Source organism: Amycolatopsis sp. NPDC102522 (assembly GCF_055584485.1).
On the sequence record NZ_JBVJLY010000023.1, the window covers coordinates 70,832 to 85,070 of the forward strand.

The 14,239-nt window shown below is 70.2% G+C and carries 17 protein-coding genes; 14 read left to right on the top strand and 3 right to left on the bottom strand.

The genetic code is table 11. From position 1 onward, the window contains the following. The first annotated feature begins 7 nt into the window (after positions 1 to 7). Genes ACZ6YV_RS35980 through ACZ6YV_RS36025 form a run of 10 tightly spaced genes read left to right on the top strand, consistent with a single transcriptional unit; the run spans position 8 to position 7,519 of the window. On the top strand, positions 8 to 817 hold the full coding sequence (locus ACZ6YV_RS35980) for a CoA transferase subunit A (RefSeq protein ID WP_465513858.1): 810 nt from the start codon (positions 8 to 10) through the stop codon (positions 815 to 817). Next, positions 814 to 1,569, top strand: a complete 756-nt coding sequence (locus ACZ6YV_RS35985) for a CoA-transferase subunit beta (RefSeq protein WP_465513859.1) — start codon at positions 814 to 816, stop codon at positions 1,567 to 1,569. The genes ACZ6YV_RS35980 and ACZ6YV_RS35985 overlap by 4 nt, the downstream gene beginning before the upstream one ends. Further along, positions 1,566 to 2,744, top strand: a complete 1,179-nt coding sequence (locus tag ACZ6YV_RS35990) for a thiolase family protein (protein WP_378242947.1) — start codon at positions 1,566 to 1,568, stop codon at positions 2,742 to 2,744. Before ACZ6YV_RS35985 ends, ACZ6YV_RS35990 begins: the two co-directional genes overlap by 4 nt. Positions 2,745 to 2,772: 28 nt before the next feature. Further along, positions 2,773 to 3,501, top strand: a complete 729-nt coding sequence (pcaH, locus tag ACZ6YV_RS35995; protein ID WP_465513860.1) for a protocatechuate 3,4-dioxygenase subunit beta — start codon at positions 2,773 to 2,775, stop codon at positions 3,499 to 3,501. Continuing rightward, positions 3,501 to 4,049, top strand: coding sequence for a protocatechuate 3,4-dioxygenase subunit alpha (pcaG, locus tag ACZ6YV_RS36000; protein ID WP_465513861.1), 549 nt, complete (start codon positions 3,501 to 3,503; stop codon positions 4,047 to 4,049). Before pcaH ends, pcaG begins: the two co-directional genes overlap by 1 nt. A gap of 7 nt (positions 4,050 to 4,056) precedes the next feature. After that, a complete protein-coding gene (gene pcaD / locus ACZ6YV_RS36005) occupies positions 4,057 to 4,836 on the top strand; it encodes a 3-oxoadipate enol-lactonase (protein WP_465513914.1) in 780 nt (259 codons plus the stop codon). Then, positions 4,833 to 5,237, top strand: coding sequence for a 4-carboxymuconolactone decarboxylase (gene pcaC, locus ACZ6YV_RS36010; RefSeq protein ID WP_465513862.1), 405 nt, complete (start codon positions 4,833 to 4,835; stop codon positions 5,235 to 5,237). The genes pcaD and pcaC overlap by 4 nt, the downstream gene beginning before the upstream one ends. Before the next feature lie 9 nt (positions 5,238 to 5,246). Continuing rightward, the gene (locus ACZ6YV_RS36015; RefSeq protein WP_465513863.1) at positions 5,247 to 6,053 is read left to right on the top strand and encodes an IclR family transcriptional regulator domain-containing protein; all 807 of its coding nucleotides are present in this window, start codon (positions 5,247 to 5,249) and stop codon (positions 6,051 to 6,053) included. After that, the gene (locus tag ACZ6YV_RS36020) at positions 6,046 to 6,615 is read left to right on the top strand and encodes a nucleotidyltransferase family protein (protein ID WP_465513864.1); all 570 of its coding nucleotides are present in this window, start codon (positions 6,046 to 6,048) and stop codon (positions 6,613 to 6,615) included. Before ACZ6YV_RS36015 ends, ACZ6YV_RS36020 begins: the two co-directional genes overlap by 8 nt. Before the next feature lie 31 nt (positions 6,616 to 6,646). Then, complete coding sequence (locus ACZ6YV_RS36025) at positions 6,647 to 7,519, top strand: AAA family ATPase (protein ID WP_465513865.1); 873 nt, start codon at positions 6,647 to 6,649, stop codon at positions 7,517 to 7,519. A 3-nt stretch (positions 7,520 to 7,522) separates the two neighbouring features. On the opposite strand, the gene ACZ6YV_RS36030 is transcribed toward ACZ6YV_RS36025, so the two are convergent. Beyond that, positions 7,523 to 8,542 carry an aldo/keto reductase gene (locus ACZ6YV_RS36030; RefSeq protein WP_465513915.1) on the bottom strand — a complete coding sequence of 340 codons (1,020 nt, stop codon included), beginning with the start codon at positions 8,540 to 8,542 and terminating at the stop codon, positions 7,523 to 7,525. Positions 8,543 to 8,644: 102 nt separating this feature from the next. Between ACZ6YV_RS36030 and ACZ6YV_RS36035 the strand changes: the two genes are divergently transcribed. Next, positions 8,645 to 9,211, top strand: a complete 567-nt coding sequence (locus ACZ6YV_RS36035; protein ID WP_465513866.1) for a TetR/AcrR family transcriptional regulator — start codon at positions 8,645 to 8,647, stop codon at positions 9,209 to 9,211. Here the strand turns inward: ACZ6YV_RS36035 and ACZ6YV_RS36040 are convergent. Next, the gene (locus ACZ6YV_RS36040) at positions 9,208 to 10,242 is read right to left on the bottom strand and encodes a nucleoside hydrolase (protein WP_465513867.1); all 1,035 of its coding nucleotides are present in this window, start codon (positions 10,240 to 10,242) and stop codon (positions 9,208 to 9,210) included. The two genes, ACZ6YV_RS36035 and ACZ6YV_RS36040, sit on opposite strands and share 4 nt — an antisense overlap. A gap of 93 nt (positions 10,243 to 10,335) precedes the next feature. On the opposite strand from ACZ6YV_RS36040, the gene ACZ6YV_RS36045 reads away from it, so the two are divergent. Genes ACZ6YV_RS36045 through ACZ6YV_RS36055 form a run of 3 tightly spaced genes read left to right on the top strand, consistent with a single transcriptional unit; the run spans position 10,336 to position 13,769 of the window. Next, positions 10,336 to 11,553: an FAD-dependent oxidoreductase gene (locus ACZ6YV_RS36045; RefSeq protein ID WP_465513868.1), complete on the top strand. Its 1,218-nt coding sequence runs from the start codon at positions 10,336 to 10,338 to the stop codon at positions 11,551 to 11,553. 7 nt (positions 11,554 to 11,560) lie between these two features. Further along, positions 11,561 to 12,664 carry a vWA domain-containing protein gene (locus ACZ6YV_RS36050; protein WP_465513869.1) on the top strand — a complete coding sequence of 368 codons (1,104 nt, stop codon included), beginning with the start codon at positions 11,561 to 11,563 and terminating at the stop codon, positions 12,662 to 12,664. Further along, the gene (locus ACZ6YV_RS36055; RefSeq protein ID WP_465513870.1) at positions 12,657 to 13,769 is read left to right on the top strand and encodes an XdhC family protein; all 1,113 of its coding nucleotides are present in this window, start codon (positions 12,657 to 12,659) and stop codon (positions 13,767 to 13,769) included. The genes ACZ6YV_RS36050 and ACZ6YV_RS36055 overlap by 8 nt, the downstream gene beginning before the upstream one ends. Here the strand turns inward: ACZ6YV_RS36055 and ACZ6YV_RS36060 are convergent. Further along, entirely contained in the window at positions 13,747 to 14,226 is a 480-nt protein-coding gene (locus tag ACZ6YV_RS36060) for an Lrp/AsnC family transcriptional regulator (RefSeq protein WP_465513871.1), read from the bottom strand. The two genes, ACZ6YV_RS36055 and ACZ6YV_RS36060, sit on opposite strands and share 23 nt — an antisense overlap. Positions 14,227 to 14,239: the final 13 nt, after the last annotated feature.

Consider the following 14,239-nt stretch of genomic DNA (forward strand, 5'->3'; position numbering starts at 1 on the left):
AGTGCGGATGGCGGAGCTTCTGTCGTTGAAGGAGGCCGTGGCGCGGCTGGTGCGTGACGGGGACATCGTCGCGCTCGAGGGCTTCACGCACCTCATTCCCGTGGCCGCGGGCCAGGAGATCATCCGTCAGCGCCGCACCGGCCTGACGCTGGTCCGCATGACCCCGGACATCGTCTACGACCAGCTCATCGGCGCGGGCTGCGCGAGCAAGCTGATCTTCTCCTGGGGCGGCAATCCCGGTGTCGGCTCACTGCACCGCTTCCGCGACGCTGTCCAGCATTCGTGGCCGGTACCCCTGGAAATAGAGGAACACAGTCACGCGGGCATGGCGAATCGGTACGTCGCCGGTGCTTCGGGGCTGCCGTTCGCCGTCTTGCGCGGCTACACCGGCACCGATCTGCCCGCTCAGACGGACACGATCAAGCCCATCACCTGCCCGTTCACCGGTGAGCTGCTCGCCGCCGTCCCCGCCCTCAACCCGGACGTGACGATCGTGCACGCCCAGCGCGCCGACAGGTCCGGGAACGTCCAGATCCGGGGGATCACGGGCGTGCAGAAGGAAGCGGTGTTGGCGGCGAAGCGTTCGCTGGTCACCGTCGAGGAGGTCGTGGACGAACTGGAGCCCCGGCCGGGCGCGATCGTGCTGCCCTCGTGGGCGGTCACCGCCGTCGCCGAGGTGCCCGGCGGTGCGAAGCCGTCGTACGCGGCGGGGTACTACGAACGGGACAACGACGCCTACCAGGCATGGGACGCGATCGGCCGGGACAGGGAGAGCTTCACCCGCTGGCTCGACGAGCTGACGGGAGTGAAGGCATGACCGGGTACACCTCCGACGAGATGATGAGCGTCGCCGCCGCCCGCGCGCTCGGCGACGGGATGTCCTGTTTCGTGGGCATCGGCCTGCCCAGCACGGCCGCCAACCTGGCCCGCCGCGGGCACGCGCCGAACCTGACGCTGATCTACGAATCCGGCTGTCTCGGCGCCAAACCGACCAGGCTCCCGCTGTCCATCGGCGACGGCGAACTCGCCGACACCGCGGACGCTTTGGTCAGCGTCCCCGAGGTCTTCAACTACTGGCTCCAGCCGGGCCGGATCGACGTCGGCTTCCTCGGTGCCGCCCAGCTGGACAAGTTCGGCAACATCAACACCACCGTCATCGGCCCCGACTACGCCAACCCCAAGGTGCGCCTGCCCGGGGCGGGCGGGGCGCCGGAGATCGCCGCGTCCTGCCGCGAGGTGTTCGTGGTGCTGCGGCAGAGCACCCGCACGTTCGTCGAGAAGGTCGACTTCGTGACATCGTTCGGTCATGGCACCGGAAAGGGCGACCGCGAGCGGCTCGGCCTGCCCGGCGCCGGGCCGACGCTGGTGGTCACCGACCTCGGCCTGATGCGCCCCGACCCCGAGACCGCCGAGCTCACGCTCACCGAACTGCACCCCGGGGTCGCCGTCGATCAGGTCGTCGAGGCGACCGGGTGGAAACTGAAGGTGTCCGGCGACCTGGGGACCACCCCGGCGCCGACCGAGGCAGAACTCCGCATCCTCCGAGACCTCAAAAGGGCGAGCGCATGACCGACGTCTTCCTGTTCGACGCCATCCGGACCCCGTTCGGCAAGTACGGCGGCGCCCTGTCCGGGGTCCGCCCGGACGACCTCGCCGCCACCGTGCTGCGGGCACTGGCCGAGCGCAACGACCTCGACCCGGCCACCGTGGACGAGGTCGTGCTCGGTGACGCCAACGGCGCGGGCGAGGACAACCGCAACGTCGCGCGGATGGCGGCGCTGCTGGCCGGCTGGCCGACGACCGTGCCAGGTGCCACGGTCAACCGGCTGTGCGGCTCCGGCCTCGACGCGGTCATGCAGGCGAGCCGGTCGGTCCAGGTCGGCGACGCGTCGCTCGCCGTGGCGGGCGGGGTCGAGTCGATGAGCCGTTCGCCGCTGGTCATGCAGAAGCCGGAGAAGGCCTTCCCCGCAGGCAACCAGACGCTGTACTCCACCGCGCTGGGCTGGCGCATGGTCAACCCGGAGATGCCGGAGCAGTGGACGGTCTCGCTCGGCGAGTCCACCGAGCTGCTCGCCGAGCGCTACGGCATCGGCCGTGACGAGCAGGACGCGTTCGCCGTGCGCAGTCACGTCAACGCCGCCCGCGCCTGGGACGAGGGGTTCTACGACGACCACGTCGTCCCCGTCGAAGGCGTCGAACTCACTCGTGACGAAGGCATCCGGCCGGGCTCCAGCACAGAGAAGCTCGCGAAGCTCAAGCCCGTCTTCCGTCCACAAGGGACGGTCACGGCCGCGAACGCGTCGCCGCTGAACGACGGCGCTTCCGCGCTGCTGCTCGGTGACGAGGCGGCAGGGAAACGGCTCGGCAAGGCGCCGCTGGCCCGGATCGCCGGCCGCGGCGCGGCGGGTGTCGACCCCGACGTCTTCGGCATCGGCCCGGTCCGCGCGGCCGAGATCGCCCTGGAGCGCGCCGGGATCGGCTGGGAAGACCTGGCGGCGGTGGAACTGAACGAGGCGTTCGCCGCGCAGTCGCTGGCCTGCCTGCGTGACTGGTCGAAGCTCGATCCGGAGATCGTCAACGTGAACGGCGGCGCGATCGCGATCGGGCATCCGCTGGGCGCCTCCGGCGGCCGGATCCTCGGCACGCTGGCCCATCACCTGCGCCGCACCGGCGGCCGGTGGGGACTGGCCGCGATCTGCATCGGCGTCGGCCAGGGGCTGGCCGTCGTCCTCGAAGCCCAGTGACCCACTGACCCGCGCTGGAGGGAACACCATGTCCGCAGAACTGAGGCTCCCGCGCTACCGGCGCGATCCGGAAGGGACGCATCCACCGCTCGACCACGCCGGCTACCGGTCGACGGCGCTGCGGCACCCCCAGGAGCCGCTGATCGTGCTCCCGCACCTGCTGACCGAGGTCACCGGTCCCGCGCTCGGGCCGAGGCGGATCGGCGAGTTCGACAACGACCTCACCCAGGGACATCCGGGGGAGCCGCAAGGGCAGCGGATCATCGTCACCGGACGGCTGCTCGACGGTGACGGGCGGCCGATCCGGGATTCGCTCGTGGAGGTCTGGCAGGCGAACGCGGGCGGCCGCTACCGGCACACCTTGGACCGCTGGCCGTCGCCGATCGACCCCAACTTCGACGGCGCGGGCCGGACGCTGACAGACGGCGAGGGGCGCTACACCTTCACCACCATCAAACCGGGCGCGTACCCGTGGAAGAACCACGACAACGCCTGGCGGCCGGCGCACATCCACTTCTCCGTCTTCGGCAGCGCGTTCACCCAGCGGCTGGTCACCCAGATGTACTTCCCGGAAGACCCGCTGTTCTCGCAGGACCCGATCTTCAACTCCATCCCGGACGAGAAGGCGCGGCAGCGGATGATCGCGCGATTCGACCTGGACCGCACCGAAGCCGAGTGGGCGCTGGCCTTCCAGTTCGACATCGTCGTGCGCGGCCGCGAGGCGTCGGTCTTCGAAGACGAGGAGGACGAGCACTGATGCCGGAGACGACGCCTTCCCAGACGGTCGGCCCGTACCTGTCCATCGGCCTGCCCTGGCCGGACGGGCCGGACGTCGTCCCCGCGGGCGAACCGGCCGCGATCCGCGTCCACGGCCGGGTGTTCGACGGTGCGGGCGAACCGGTCCCGGACGCGATGATCGAGACCTGGCAGGCCGACGCCGACGGCCGGTTCGACCACCCCGACGACCCGCGCGGAGCGGTCGCGAGCGGGTTCCGGGGCTTCGGGCGCTGCCCGACCGATCCTGGCGGCAACTACGGGATCCGGACGATCATGCCCGGCTCGCTTCCCGGTCCGGCGGGCAGCACACAGGCGCCGCACATCGACGTCTCGGTGCTGGCCCGCGGTCTCCTGCACCGCGTCGTCACCCGGATCTACTTCGAGGACAACGACAATTCCCAGGATCCGGTGCTGGCTTCGGTCCCGGAGGCCCGCCGGGGCACCTTGATCGCCACCAAGACGGACGAGGGCTACCGGTTCGACGTCCGGCTGCAGGGCGAGGGGGAGACGGTGTTCTTCGATGTCTAGCTTTTCGATGTCCGAGCCGGTGACGGTGCACAGCATCGCGGAAGGACCCGCGGACGGTCCTGTCGTGGTGTTCAGCGGATCGCTCGGCAGTGATCACCGCATGTGGGAGCCACAGGTGAAACCCTTGGTAGAGCAGGGTTTCCGGGTGATCCGCTACGACAGTCGCGGGCACGGCGCGTCCCCGGTGCCGCCCGGGCCGTACACGCTCGAAGACCTCGGCGGCGATCTGCTCGCGCTGCTCGACGAGCACGGTGTCGAACGTGCCCACATCGTCGGGCTCTCGCTCGGCGGCATGACCGGGATGTGGCTCGGCGTGCACGCGCCGGACCGGATCGAGAGCCTCGTGCTCTGCTGCACGTCCGCGAAGCTCGGGCCGCCGAGCATGTGGGCGGACAGGGCGAAAACGGTCCGCGAGAGCGGCACCGCGGCGGTCGCCGAAGCCGGGGTCGGCCGCTGGCTCACCCCTGGCCACGTCGCCGCGTATCCCGAGCAGGCCGCCTTCCTGCGCGAGATGATCGCCGCCGTCCCCGCCGAGGGATACGCGGCGTCCTGCCAGGCCATCGAACGGATGGACCTCGTCGGCGACCTGCCCAAGATCGAGGCGCGGACACTGGTCATCGCCGGAGCCGAGGATCCGGCGACCCCGGTCGAGCACGCCGAGGTGATCGCGGGCGGTATCCCGGACGCGCGGCTCGCGGTCGTCGAAGGCGCCGCACACTTGGGGAGTTTCGAACAGCCGGAGCGATTCACCGCGCTCATCCTCGAACATCTGGAGGTCGCTCGATGAGTGAAGACCCCTACGAGACCGGCATGAGGGTGCGCCGCGAAGTCCTCGGCGACGCGCACGTCGATCGGGCGGTGGCCCGCACCACCGAGTTCAGCCGACCGTTCCAGGACTACATCACCCGGGGCGCCTGGGGTTCGGTCTGGTCGCGCGACGGGCTCGACCGCAAGACCCGCAGCTGCGTCACGCTGGCCACGCTCACCGCGCTGCACGCCCACGACGAACTCGCGATGCACGTCCGGGCAGCGGTCCACAATGGACTCACCGCCGAGGAGATCTCCGAGGTGCTGTTGCACACCGCCGTCTACACGGGCGCCCCGGCAGCCAACGCGGCGTTCGCCGTGGCACAGCGGGTACTGGCCGAACTCGGTGAGCCTGCCGCCAAGGAAGAGGGTGAAGGTTAGGGTTCTCCTATGGACGAAGGCGAGGTGACCGAGCGCGGAGCGCACCATGTCCAGTCTCTGGAACGCGGACTGGCCGTGATCAAGGCGTTCAACGCGGAGGCGGCGGAACTCACGCTGAGCGACGTCGCCCGCTCCACCGGGCTGACCAGGGCGGCCGCCCGCCGGTTCCTGCTCACCCTCGTCGACCTGGGGTACGTCCGCACGGACGGCAAGTACTTCTCGCTCACCGCGCGGGTCCTCGAACTCGGCTACTCGTACCTGTCGAGCCTGTCTCTGCCGGAGGTCGCCCAGCCGCATCTCGAACGGCTGTCCGCCAGGGTGCACGAGTCGAGTTCGGTCTCCGTGCTCGAAGGGCTGGACATCGTCTACGTCGCGCGCGTGGCCGTTTCGCGGATCATGACCGTCAGCATCAACGTCGGCACCCGCTTCCCGGCCCACGCGACGTCGATGGGGCACGTTCTGCTGGCCGACCTCGAAGGCGAAGACCTGCACGGCTACTTCGACGCGGCCAAGCTCGAGAAACTGACCGCGCACACGCTGACCAGGCAAAAAGACCTGATCGCCGAGTTGGAGCGGGTCTACCGGCAGGGATACGCGGTGGTCGACCAAGAACTCGAAGAGGGCCTCCGCTCGATCGCCGCGCCGATCCGGGACAGGCGGGGCAAGGTCGTCGCCGCGGTCAACCTCTCCACCCACGCGAGCCGCACGACACCCGAGTCCGTCGAGCACGAACTGCTGCCGTCGCTGCTCGAAGCGGCACGCGCCATCGAGACCGATCTGGCTTCGGCGCCGCCGACCAAGGCGAGACATGGCTGAGACCGCCGGATTGCTGCTCGCGGCCGGGGCCGGGCGCCGGTTCGGCGGGCCGAAGGCGCTGGCCGTCCTTGACGGTGAGCCGCTCGTCGTCCGGGCGCTGCGGGTGCTCACCGACGCGGGCTGCACACCGGTCCGGGTGGTGCTGGGTGCTTCGGCCGACGAAGTCCGCGCGCTCCTGCCCGCCGCCGAGGCCGCCGTCGTGGCCGAAGACTGGGAGTCCGGCATGGGCGCGTCGCTGCGCGCGGGACTGAGGGCCTTGGAAGCGACAGGAGCCGAGGCCGCCGTCGTGCATCTCGTGGACCTGCCCGGGGTCGGTGCCGAAGTGGTGCGCAGGGTCGCGACTGGGGCAGACGAGAACACCGTCGCGCGTGCCGCTTACGACGGTGTCCCCGGTCATCCCGTCGTGCTCGGCCGCCGCTGGTGGCCGGAGATCGTGGCGAGCGCGTCCGGGGACAAGGGCGCGCGGGACTGGCTCAAGGACCGCCCCGATCTGCGGCTCGTCGAATGCGGCGACCTCGGCACCGGACACGACGTGGACCGCCGCGAGGATCTTCCAGGCTGATCTCCGGCTCCCCGAGGCTTACGATCGGGACGTGACCGTCGAATCGCCGGAGAAACTGGCCGAAGCCCTCGAATCGGTCGGCTACCTCGCCGACGACGGCATCGCCACGGCCGGGTTCCTCGCCTTGCGGCTCGGCCGCCCGCTGTTCTGCGAAGGCGAACCGGGTACCGGCAAGACCTCGCTCGCCTTGGGACTGGCCGAAGCGCTCGGCCTGCCGCTCATCCGCCTCCAGTGTCACGAGGGGATCGACGCGGCGCAGGCACTGTACGAATGGGACTTCCCCCGGCAGCTGCTGCATCTGCGGGCGCTGGAAGCCGCCGGTGACGGCGGCCTCGATGTCGAGGCCGCCGAACAATCCCTCTACACCGAACGTTTCCTGCTCTCCCGGCCGCTGCTGAAGGCGTTGCAGACCGCGCCGTGCGTACTGCTGGTCGACGAGATCGACCGGGCCGACGACGAGTTCGAAGCCTTCCTGCTGCAACTCCTCGACGAGAACGCGGTGACGATCCCCGAGTTCGGCGAGGTGCGCGCCGAGCATCCGCCGCTCGTGGTGCTCACCTCCAACCGGACCCGGGAGGTGCACGACGCGCTGAAGCGCCGCTGCCTCTATCACTGGCTCGAACATCCGGACCTCGGCCGCGAGATCGAGATCCTGCGCCGCAAGATCCCGGACCTGGGCGAAGGGCTCGCGGCGCAGGTCGCGACGGCCGTGCACCGGCTCCGCGAGATGGAGCTGCTGAAGCCGCCCGGGGTGGCGGAATCCCTCGACTGGGCTCAGGCGCTCCTCGCGCTGGGAATGTCCGAATTGGACGCCACGGCCGGCGCGCGGACCCTCGGTTCGGTGCTCAAGTACAGCGAAGACCTCGACAGGGTCCGCGCCAAATTGGACAAACTGCTCGCCTGAACGTCAGCGCCGCCGCAGCGAAGCGTCGAGCAGTGCGGGCGGGGTGTCGTGCTTCTCCTCCGGCGCGAGATCGGTGCCCGGGGCGACGATCTCGTCGATCGCGTCGAGGACGTCCGCCGAGAGCACCGTGTCCGCGGCGGCGAGCTGCGACTCCAGATGCTCCAGCGTGCGCGGCCCGATGATCGCGCTCGTCACGCCCGGATGCGCGACGGCGAAGCCCAGCGCGAGCTGGATCAGGCTCAACCCCGCCTCGTCGGCGACCTTGACCAGCCGCTCGACGGCTTCGAGCCGGGCCTGGTTGATGGGCCGGGCCAGGTCGAAACGCTGCGGCAGGACGGCCGAACGATTTGTTTTGATCTCCCGGCCTTCCCGGACCGCGCCGGACAGCCAGCCCGAAGCGAGCGGGCTCCACACCAGCACGCCCATCCCGTACTCCTCGGTCACGGGCAGCACCTGCGTTTCGATGCCGCGCTGCAGGATCGAATAGCCGGGCTGCTCGGTGACGTACCGGCTCAGGTGGTGTTCGCGGGCGGCCCACTGGGCCTGCACGATCCGGTACGCGGGGAAGGTCGACGAACCGAAGTAGCGGATCTTTCCCGCGCGCTGCAGATCGGTCAGCGCGGAAAGCGTCTCCTCGTCGCCGGTCTTCGGGTCCCAGCGGTGGATCTGGTAGAGATCGACGTGGTCGACGCCGAGCCGGCGCAGGCTGTTGTCCAGTTCGGTGACCAGCCATCGGCGTGAGGCGCCCTGGTGGTTGCGTTCGTCGCCCATCGGCAAGACGGCCTTCGTGGCCAGCACGAGGTCTTCGCGACGGCCGGCGATGGCCTTGCCGACCATCTTCTCCGACTCGCCGTCGCTGTACCTGTCGGCGGTGTCGACGACGTTGATCCCGCCCTCGATCGCGGCGTCGACGATGGCGGTGGCCTCGTCCTGGGTGGTGCGCCCGATCGCGCCGAAGTTCATCGCGCCGAGCGCGAGGGTGCTGACCTGCACACCGGTCCTGCCCAAGGTGCGGTACTGCATGACGGTGTCCTCCATGGCAAGATAAGCAAGCGGAACAATGCTCCGCTAACGATACGGAGCATTGTTCCGCTTGGCAACCCGTGCAGGTGGAGGAGTGGCGTGATGAGTGAAGAGGGCACCAAAGGCAAACGCGCGGACGCCCGGCGCAACGAGAAGACCCTGCTCGACGCGGCCGCCGCCGTCTTCGTCACCTCGGGCGTCGAAGCGCCGGTCCGCGACATCGCGGCCAAGGCGGGTGTCGGGATGGGCACGATCTACCGGCACTTCCCGACCAGGGCCGACCTCATCGTCGCCGTCTACCGGCACCAGGTCGACGCGTGCGCCGCGGCCGGGCCGGAACTGCTGGCGGCGAACGATTCCCCGTACGAGGCGTTACGGCGCTGGATCGACCTCTTCGTCGATTTCCTGGTCACCAAACACGGTCTGGCGGCGGTCCTGCAGTCCGACAACGCCGGGTTCGAGACGCTGCACACCTACTTCCTCGACACCCTCCTGCCCGTCTGCGCCCGGTTGCTCGACGCCGCGGCGGAGGCCGGCGAGATCCGCTCGGACCTGCAGGCGATCGAGGTCATGCGCGGCGTCGGGAACCTCTGCATCGGCGCCGGCAACGATCCCCGCTACGACGCGCGCCGGATGGTCGGCGTCCTCATCGCCGGACTCCGCGCCTAGCCGTTGAGCATCTTCAGGAAGCCGTTCTCCCACAACGCAGAGTCCGCGTCGTAGCCGACGTACTGCGAAGTTCCCTTCGGCGTCACGTAAGTACGGCCCGCCGCGGCGCCGTCCTGCCGCACGTCGACCTTCGCCTGCCGCAGCTTGACCGGGCTCACGGCGTCGAACACCTCGGACGACGCGAGCGCGTCCCACCAGAACGCCGACCCGTCCTGGACGTACGGCGCCAGATCGGGCTGCGTGACGATGTCGTGCACCAGTTTCGCTTCCGCGGTCCGCCCTTCCTTGCCCAGACGCTCCACATAGGACGGTGTGATGGGGACGTCGTTCGTGGCGTCGAGCGGGACGATGTCCACCCGGCGGATCCCGGCGAAGACCTTGTCCGCCGAAGCGGGGTCGAGCCACATGTTGACCTCTTGGGTACCGTCGAACTTCGCCGCGTCGGGGCCGAACACGTTGCCCGGGACGTCGAACGCGCCGCCCATCACCGCCAGCCGTGAGATCCGTTGCGCCACACCGGGAACGTCCATCGCCTTCGCGACATTGGTGAGCGGGCCGGTCGCGATCACGACGACGGGCTTGGCGGACGTGAGCACCGTCGCGGCCAGCAGCGTCGACGCCCGGACCCGTGACGGACGATCCGGTACGCCCGCGTCGCCGAGGGCGCCGTTGAGGATGCTTTCGGTCCAGGCGCGGCTGTCTGCGGGCATCGGGTTCACCCCGGTGTCGGAACCGTCGGCGACCGGAATGCCGGAGAGGCCGCATTTCCCGAGGGCGGTCCGCACGTGGGTCAGCCCGCGCCCGGGGATTCCGGCGCCGTTGTTGGTGACGGTGACCGCGCGCAGGTCGATGCGGTGCTGTTTGTGCGCCTGGCAGAGGTACGCGAGCGTCGCGATGTCCGCGAAATCGGAGTCGCCGTCGAACACGACAGGGACCGGCGAAGAGGCGGGGGCCGCCGAGGCGGCGGGGGCGGCCGCCGCGCCGACGACACAGGCGAGCAGGACGGCGAGCACGGCACGGGACGAGAACATGGCGTCACCGTAGCGAGAATTCCCGGCAGGACCTAGGTCCTCTTCGGAGCCGAACACCTGGCGACGGCTCGGCGAGCGCGCTACAACTCGACTATGGAACGGACACAGTGTTGTGTGGTGGGGGGCGGTCCGGCGGGGATGGTGCTGGGGCTCCTGTTGGCGCGGGCCGGGGTCGAAGTCACCGTTCTCGAAAAGCACAAGGACTTCTTCCGCGATTTCCGCGGCGACACGGTGCATCCCCCGACGCTGATGCTGCTCGACGACCTCGGGCTCGGCGAACGGTTCGCGGAACTGCCGTCGCGAAGGCTGGAGAAGATGCGGATGGTGATCGGCGGCACGACGATCGTCGCCGCCGACTTCAGCCGGATTCCCGGGCCGCACAAGTACATCGCGATGGTCCCGCAGTGGGACTTCCTGAACCTGCTCGCCGAAGCCGCGGCCGGCGAACCGACGTTCACCTTGAAGATGGGGGCGGAGGTGACCGGCCTGCGCGAGGGCGGCGGCGTGCGCTATCGCGATTCCGACGGTGCCGAGCGGGAACTGGCCGCGTCGCTCGTGGTCGGCTGCGACGGCCGGGATTCACTCATCCGGGCCGAAGCGGGCCTCGTTTCGACGGACTACGACGTGCCGATGGACGTCTGGTGGGTCCGGGTGCCCAAACGCGAAGACACCGGCAAGGAAGCCCAGGTGTTCGGCTGTTTCGCGAACGGGCTCGCCGGCGTGACCATGGACCGCGGCGACTACTTCCAGACCTCGTATCTGATCAGGAAGGGGCAGGACGCCGAGCGCCGGGCCGAGGGGATCGAGAAGTTCCGGGAGCGGATCGGCGGCCTGTTCGGCTGGACCGACGAGCAGCTGAACGAGATCGGCGGCTGGGACGACGTCAAGCTGCTGAAGGTCCGGATGTCCAAGCTCCCGCACTGGTACTCCGGCAGGGTGCTCTGCATCGGCGACGCCGCGCACGCGATGTCGCCGGTCGGCGGGATGGGCGTCAACATCGCGGTGCAGGACGCCGTGGCGGCCGCGCGGATCCTCGCCGCCCCGCTGCTGCGCGGCACGCTGACCGCGCGGGATCTCGCCCGCGTGCAGCGGCGGCGGTCCGTGGCGGTCTCGCTCGCCCAGAAGCAGCAACTGGGGGAGCACAAGATGCTCATCGAGCCCGCCCTGGACGGCACGCTGACCGCGCGGACCATCCCGCTGCCGCTGCGGATTTCCGACCGCTTTCCGCAGCTCACCGCCATCGCGGCGTTCCTCGGCGGCGTCGGCCCGCTGCGCGAGAAGACCCCGGTCTTCGCCCGGCGAGGCACATAATGAAGGAGTGAGCGATCCATTGGCCGGGTTCGTCGGCTTCGCGGAGGCACTGCGCGAAGCCGGTTTGCCGTGCGACGCGCACCGGGTCCAGGCGTACCTCGCGGCCGTGGGCGAGGTCGATCTGGCCGATCCCGAGCAGCTGTACTGGGCCGGGCGGCTGACGCTGTGCGCCGACCCCGACGACCTCCCGCGCTACGACGCCGCGTTCGACGCCTGGTTCACCGAAAAGAAGGTCGGACCACGACGGCGAGGGCGGGAGACGCCCCCGAAGCGCGCGAAGATCGCCTCGCTCGCCCAAGCGCCGAGCCAGGGCGAGTCCGGAGCGGAGCCCGATCAGCTCCGCGTGGCGGCGAGCGAGGACGAGATCCTGCGACAGCGTGACCTCGCCGAACTGAGCGTCGCCGAACGCGCTCACCTTCGGGAACTGCTCGCGAAGCTGCGCCCGGCCCTCCCACCGCGGTCGTCGTCGCGTCGTCGCGTGGCCAGGCGGGGCACGCTCGATCCATCGCGCACGCTCCGGGCGATGCTGGCGGGCGGCGGCGAGCCCGTGCGCCTGGCGTATCGGCGAAAAGGCACCAAACCCCGTCGTCTCGTCTTCCTGATCGACGTCTCCGGCTCGATGGGGCCGTACGCCGACGCCCTGCTGCGGTTCGCGCACGTCGTCGCCCGGCACGCTCCCGGCCGCGTCGAGGTGTTCACCCTGGGCACCCGGCTCACCAGGGTGTCCCGCCAGCTCCGGCTGCGCGACCCCGAGCACGCGATGCTCGCCGCGGCCGCCGCGGTCCCCGATTTCGCGGGCGGGACGCGGCTCGGCGAGACCCTGCGGGCCTTCCTCGACCGCTGGGGACAACGCGGCGTGGCCAGGCGATCCGTGGTCACCGTGTTCTCCGACGGCTGGGAGCGGGGCGACCCCGGCCTGCTCGGCGAGCAGCTCGCCAGGCTGCGGCGGCTCGCGCACGTCGTATTCTGGGTTAATCCGCACGCGGGGCGGGCAGGTTACGCTCCCGTGCAGTCCGGCATCGTGGCCGCGCTCCCGTACCTCGATCGGCTGCTCGCCGGGCACAGCATGGCCACATTGGAACGACTGCTGGTGGAGATCGCCGATGCGTGACGTACTGGACGAACTGCACCGCCGCTGGGCGGCAGGCGAGACCGTGGGGGTCGGCACGGTGGTGGCGACGTTCTCGTCGGCACCGCGCAGCCCCGGCGCGGCGATGCTCGTCGCCCCGGACGGCACGGTCACCGGCAGCGTCTCCGGCGGCTGCGTCGAAGGCGCCGTCTACGAACTCGCGCAGCAGGTCGTCTCCGAGCGGGCCCCCGTGCTGCAGCGCTACGGCGTCAGCGACGACGACGCGTTCGCCGTCGGGCTGACCTGCGGCGGGATCATCGACATCTATGTCCAGCACGTCGATCGCGACTCGATGCCGGAGCTCGGCGACGTCGTCGAATCGGTCCACAGTGGACAGCCGGTCGCCGTGGCCACGGTGATCGAGCACGAGCGGGAAGGCCTGGTCGGCGAGCATCTGATCGTCTGGCCGGACCGGGTCGCCGGTTCGCTCGGATCGTCCCGGATGGACGACGCCGTCGTCGACGACGCGCGCGGCATGCTCGTCGGCGGCCGCACCGGCACCCTGCACTACGGGCCGGACGGGCAGCGCCGCGGCGAGGGGATGACGGTCTTCGTCAACTCCTTCGAGCCGCCCGCGCGCCTGCTGGTCTTCGGCGCGATCGACTTCGCGGCAGCGATGGCGAAGATGGGCGCGTACCTCGGCTACCAGGTCACGGTCTGCGACGCGCGGCCCGTGTTCGCGACGAAGAGCCGCTTCCCCGACGCGCACGAGGTCGTCGTCGACTGGCCGCATCGCTATCTCAAGGCCGAAGCCGACGCGGGCCGGATCGACGGCCGGACCGCGATCGCCGTGCTCACCCACGACCCGAAGTTCGACGTGCCGCTGCTGGAGGTCGCGTTGCGGCTCGACGTCGGCTACGTCGGCGCGATGGGTTCACGCAAGACCCACGACGACCGGTTCTCGCGGCTGCGTGAGGCCGGGGTCAGCGAGGCGAAGCTGGAACGGCTGTCGTCGCCGATCGGCCTCGATCTCGGCGCGCGGACGCCGGAGGAGACAGCGGTGTCGATCGCGGCGGAGATCATCGCGCTGCGGTGGAGCGGTTCGGGGTCGCGGCTCGCGGAACTCACCGGCCGGATCCACGGCTGACACCGGGCACCGGGACGGCCTGGCTGGACTTGACCACCTCGAAGGCGGGCAGGGTCTCGAACCGTTTGACGTGCTCGTCGAACAGGTCCCTGGACAGGTACCGGCTCGTCTTGAGATCCGCGGTGAGCAGGACGACGACGTAGTCCCACTGTCCGACGATGCTGTAGCAGTGCTGGACGCGGGGTTCGGCCAGCATGCGCTCGCGGAACGCCGTGTGGTGCTTCAGGTCGTCGTCGGTCAGCGCGACCAGGATGACCGACGTCATCGCGGCGCTCAACGCCTCCGGATCGAGCACGGCGACCTGCGCGCGGATCACGCCCTCGGCGCGCAGCCGGGTCAGCCGCCGCTGGACCGCGCTCGGGGAGAGGCCGACGGCGTCCCCCAGGTCGTGCAGCGGGCGGGCCGCGTCGGCCTGGACGAGGCCGAGCAGCAGATGGTCGATCTCGTCCAGAGGCACGCAAGATTTTTGC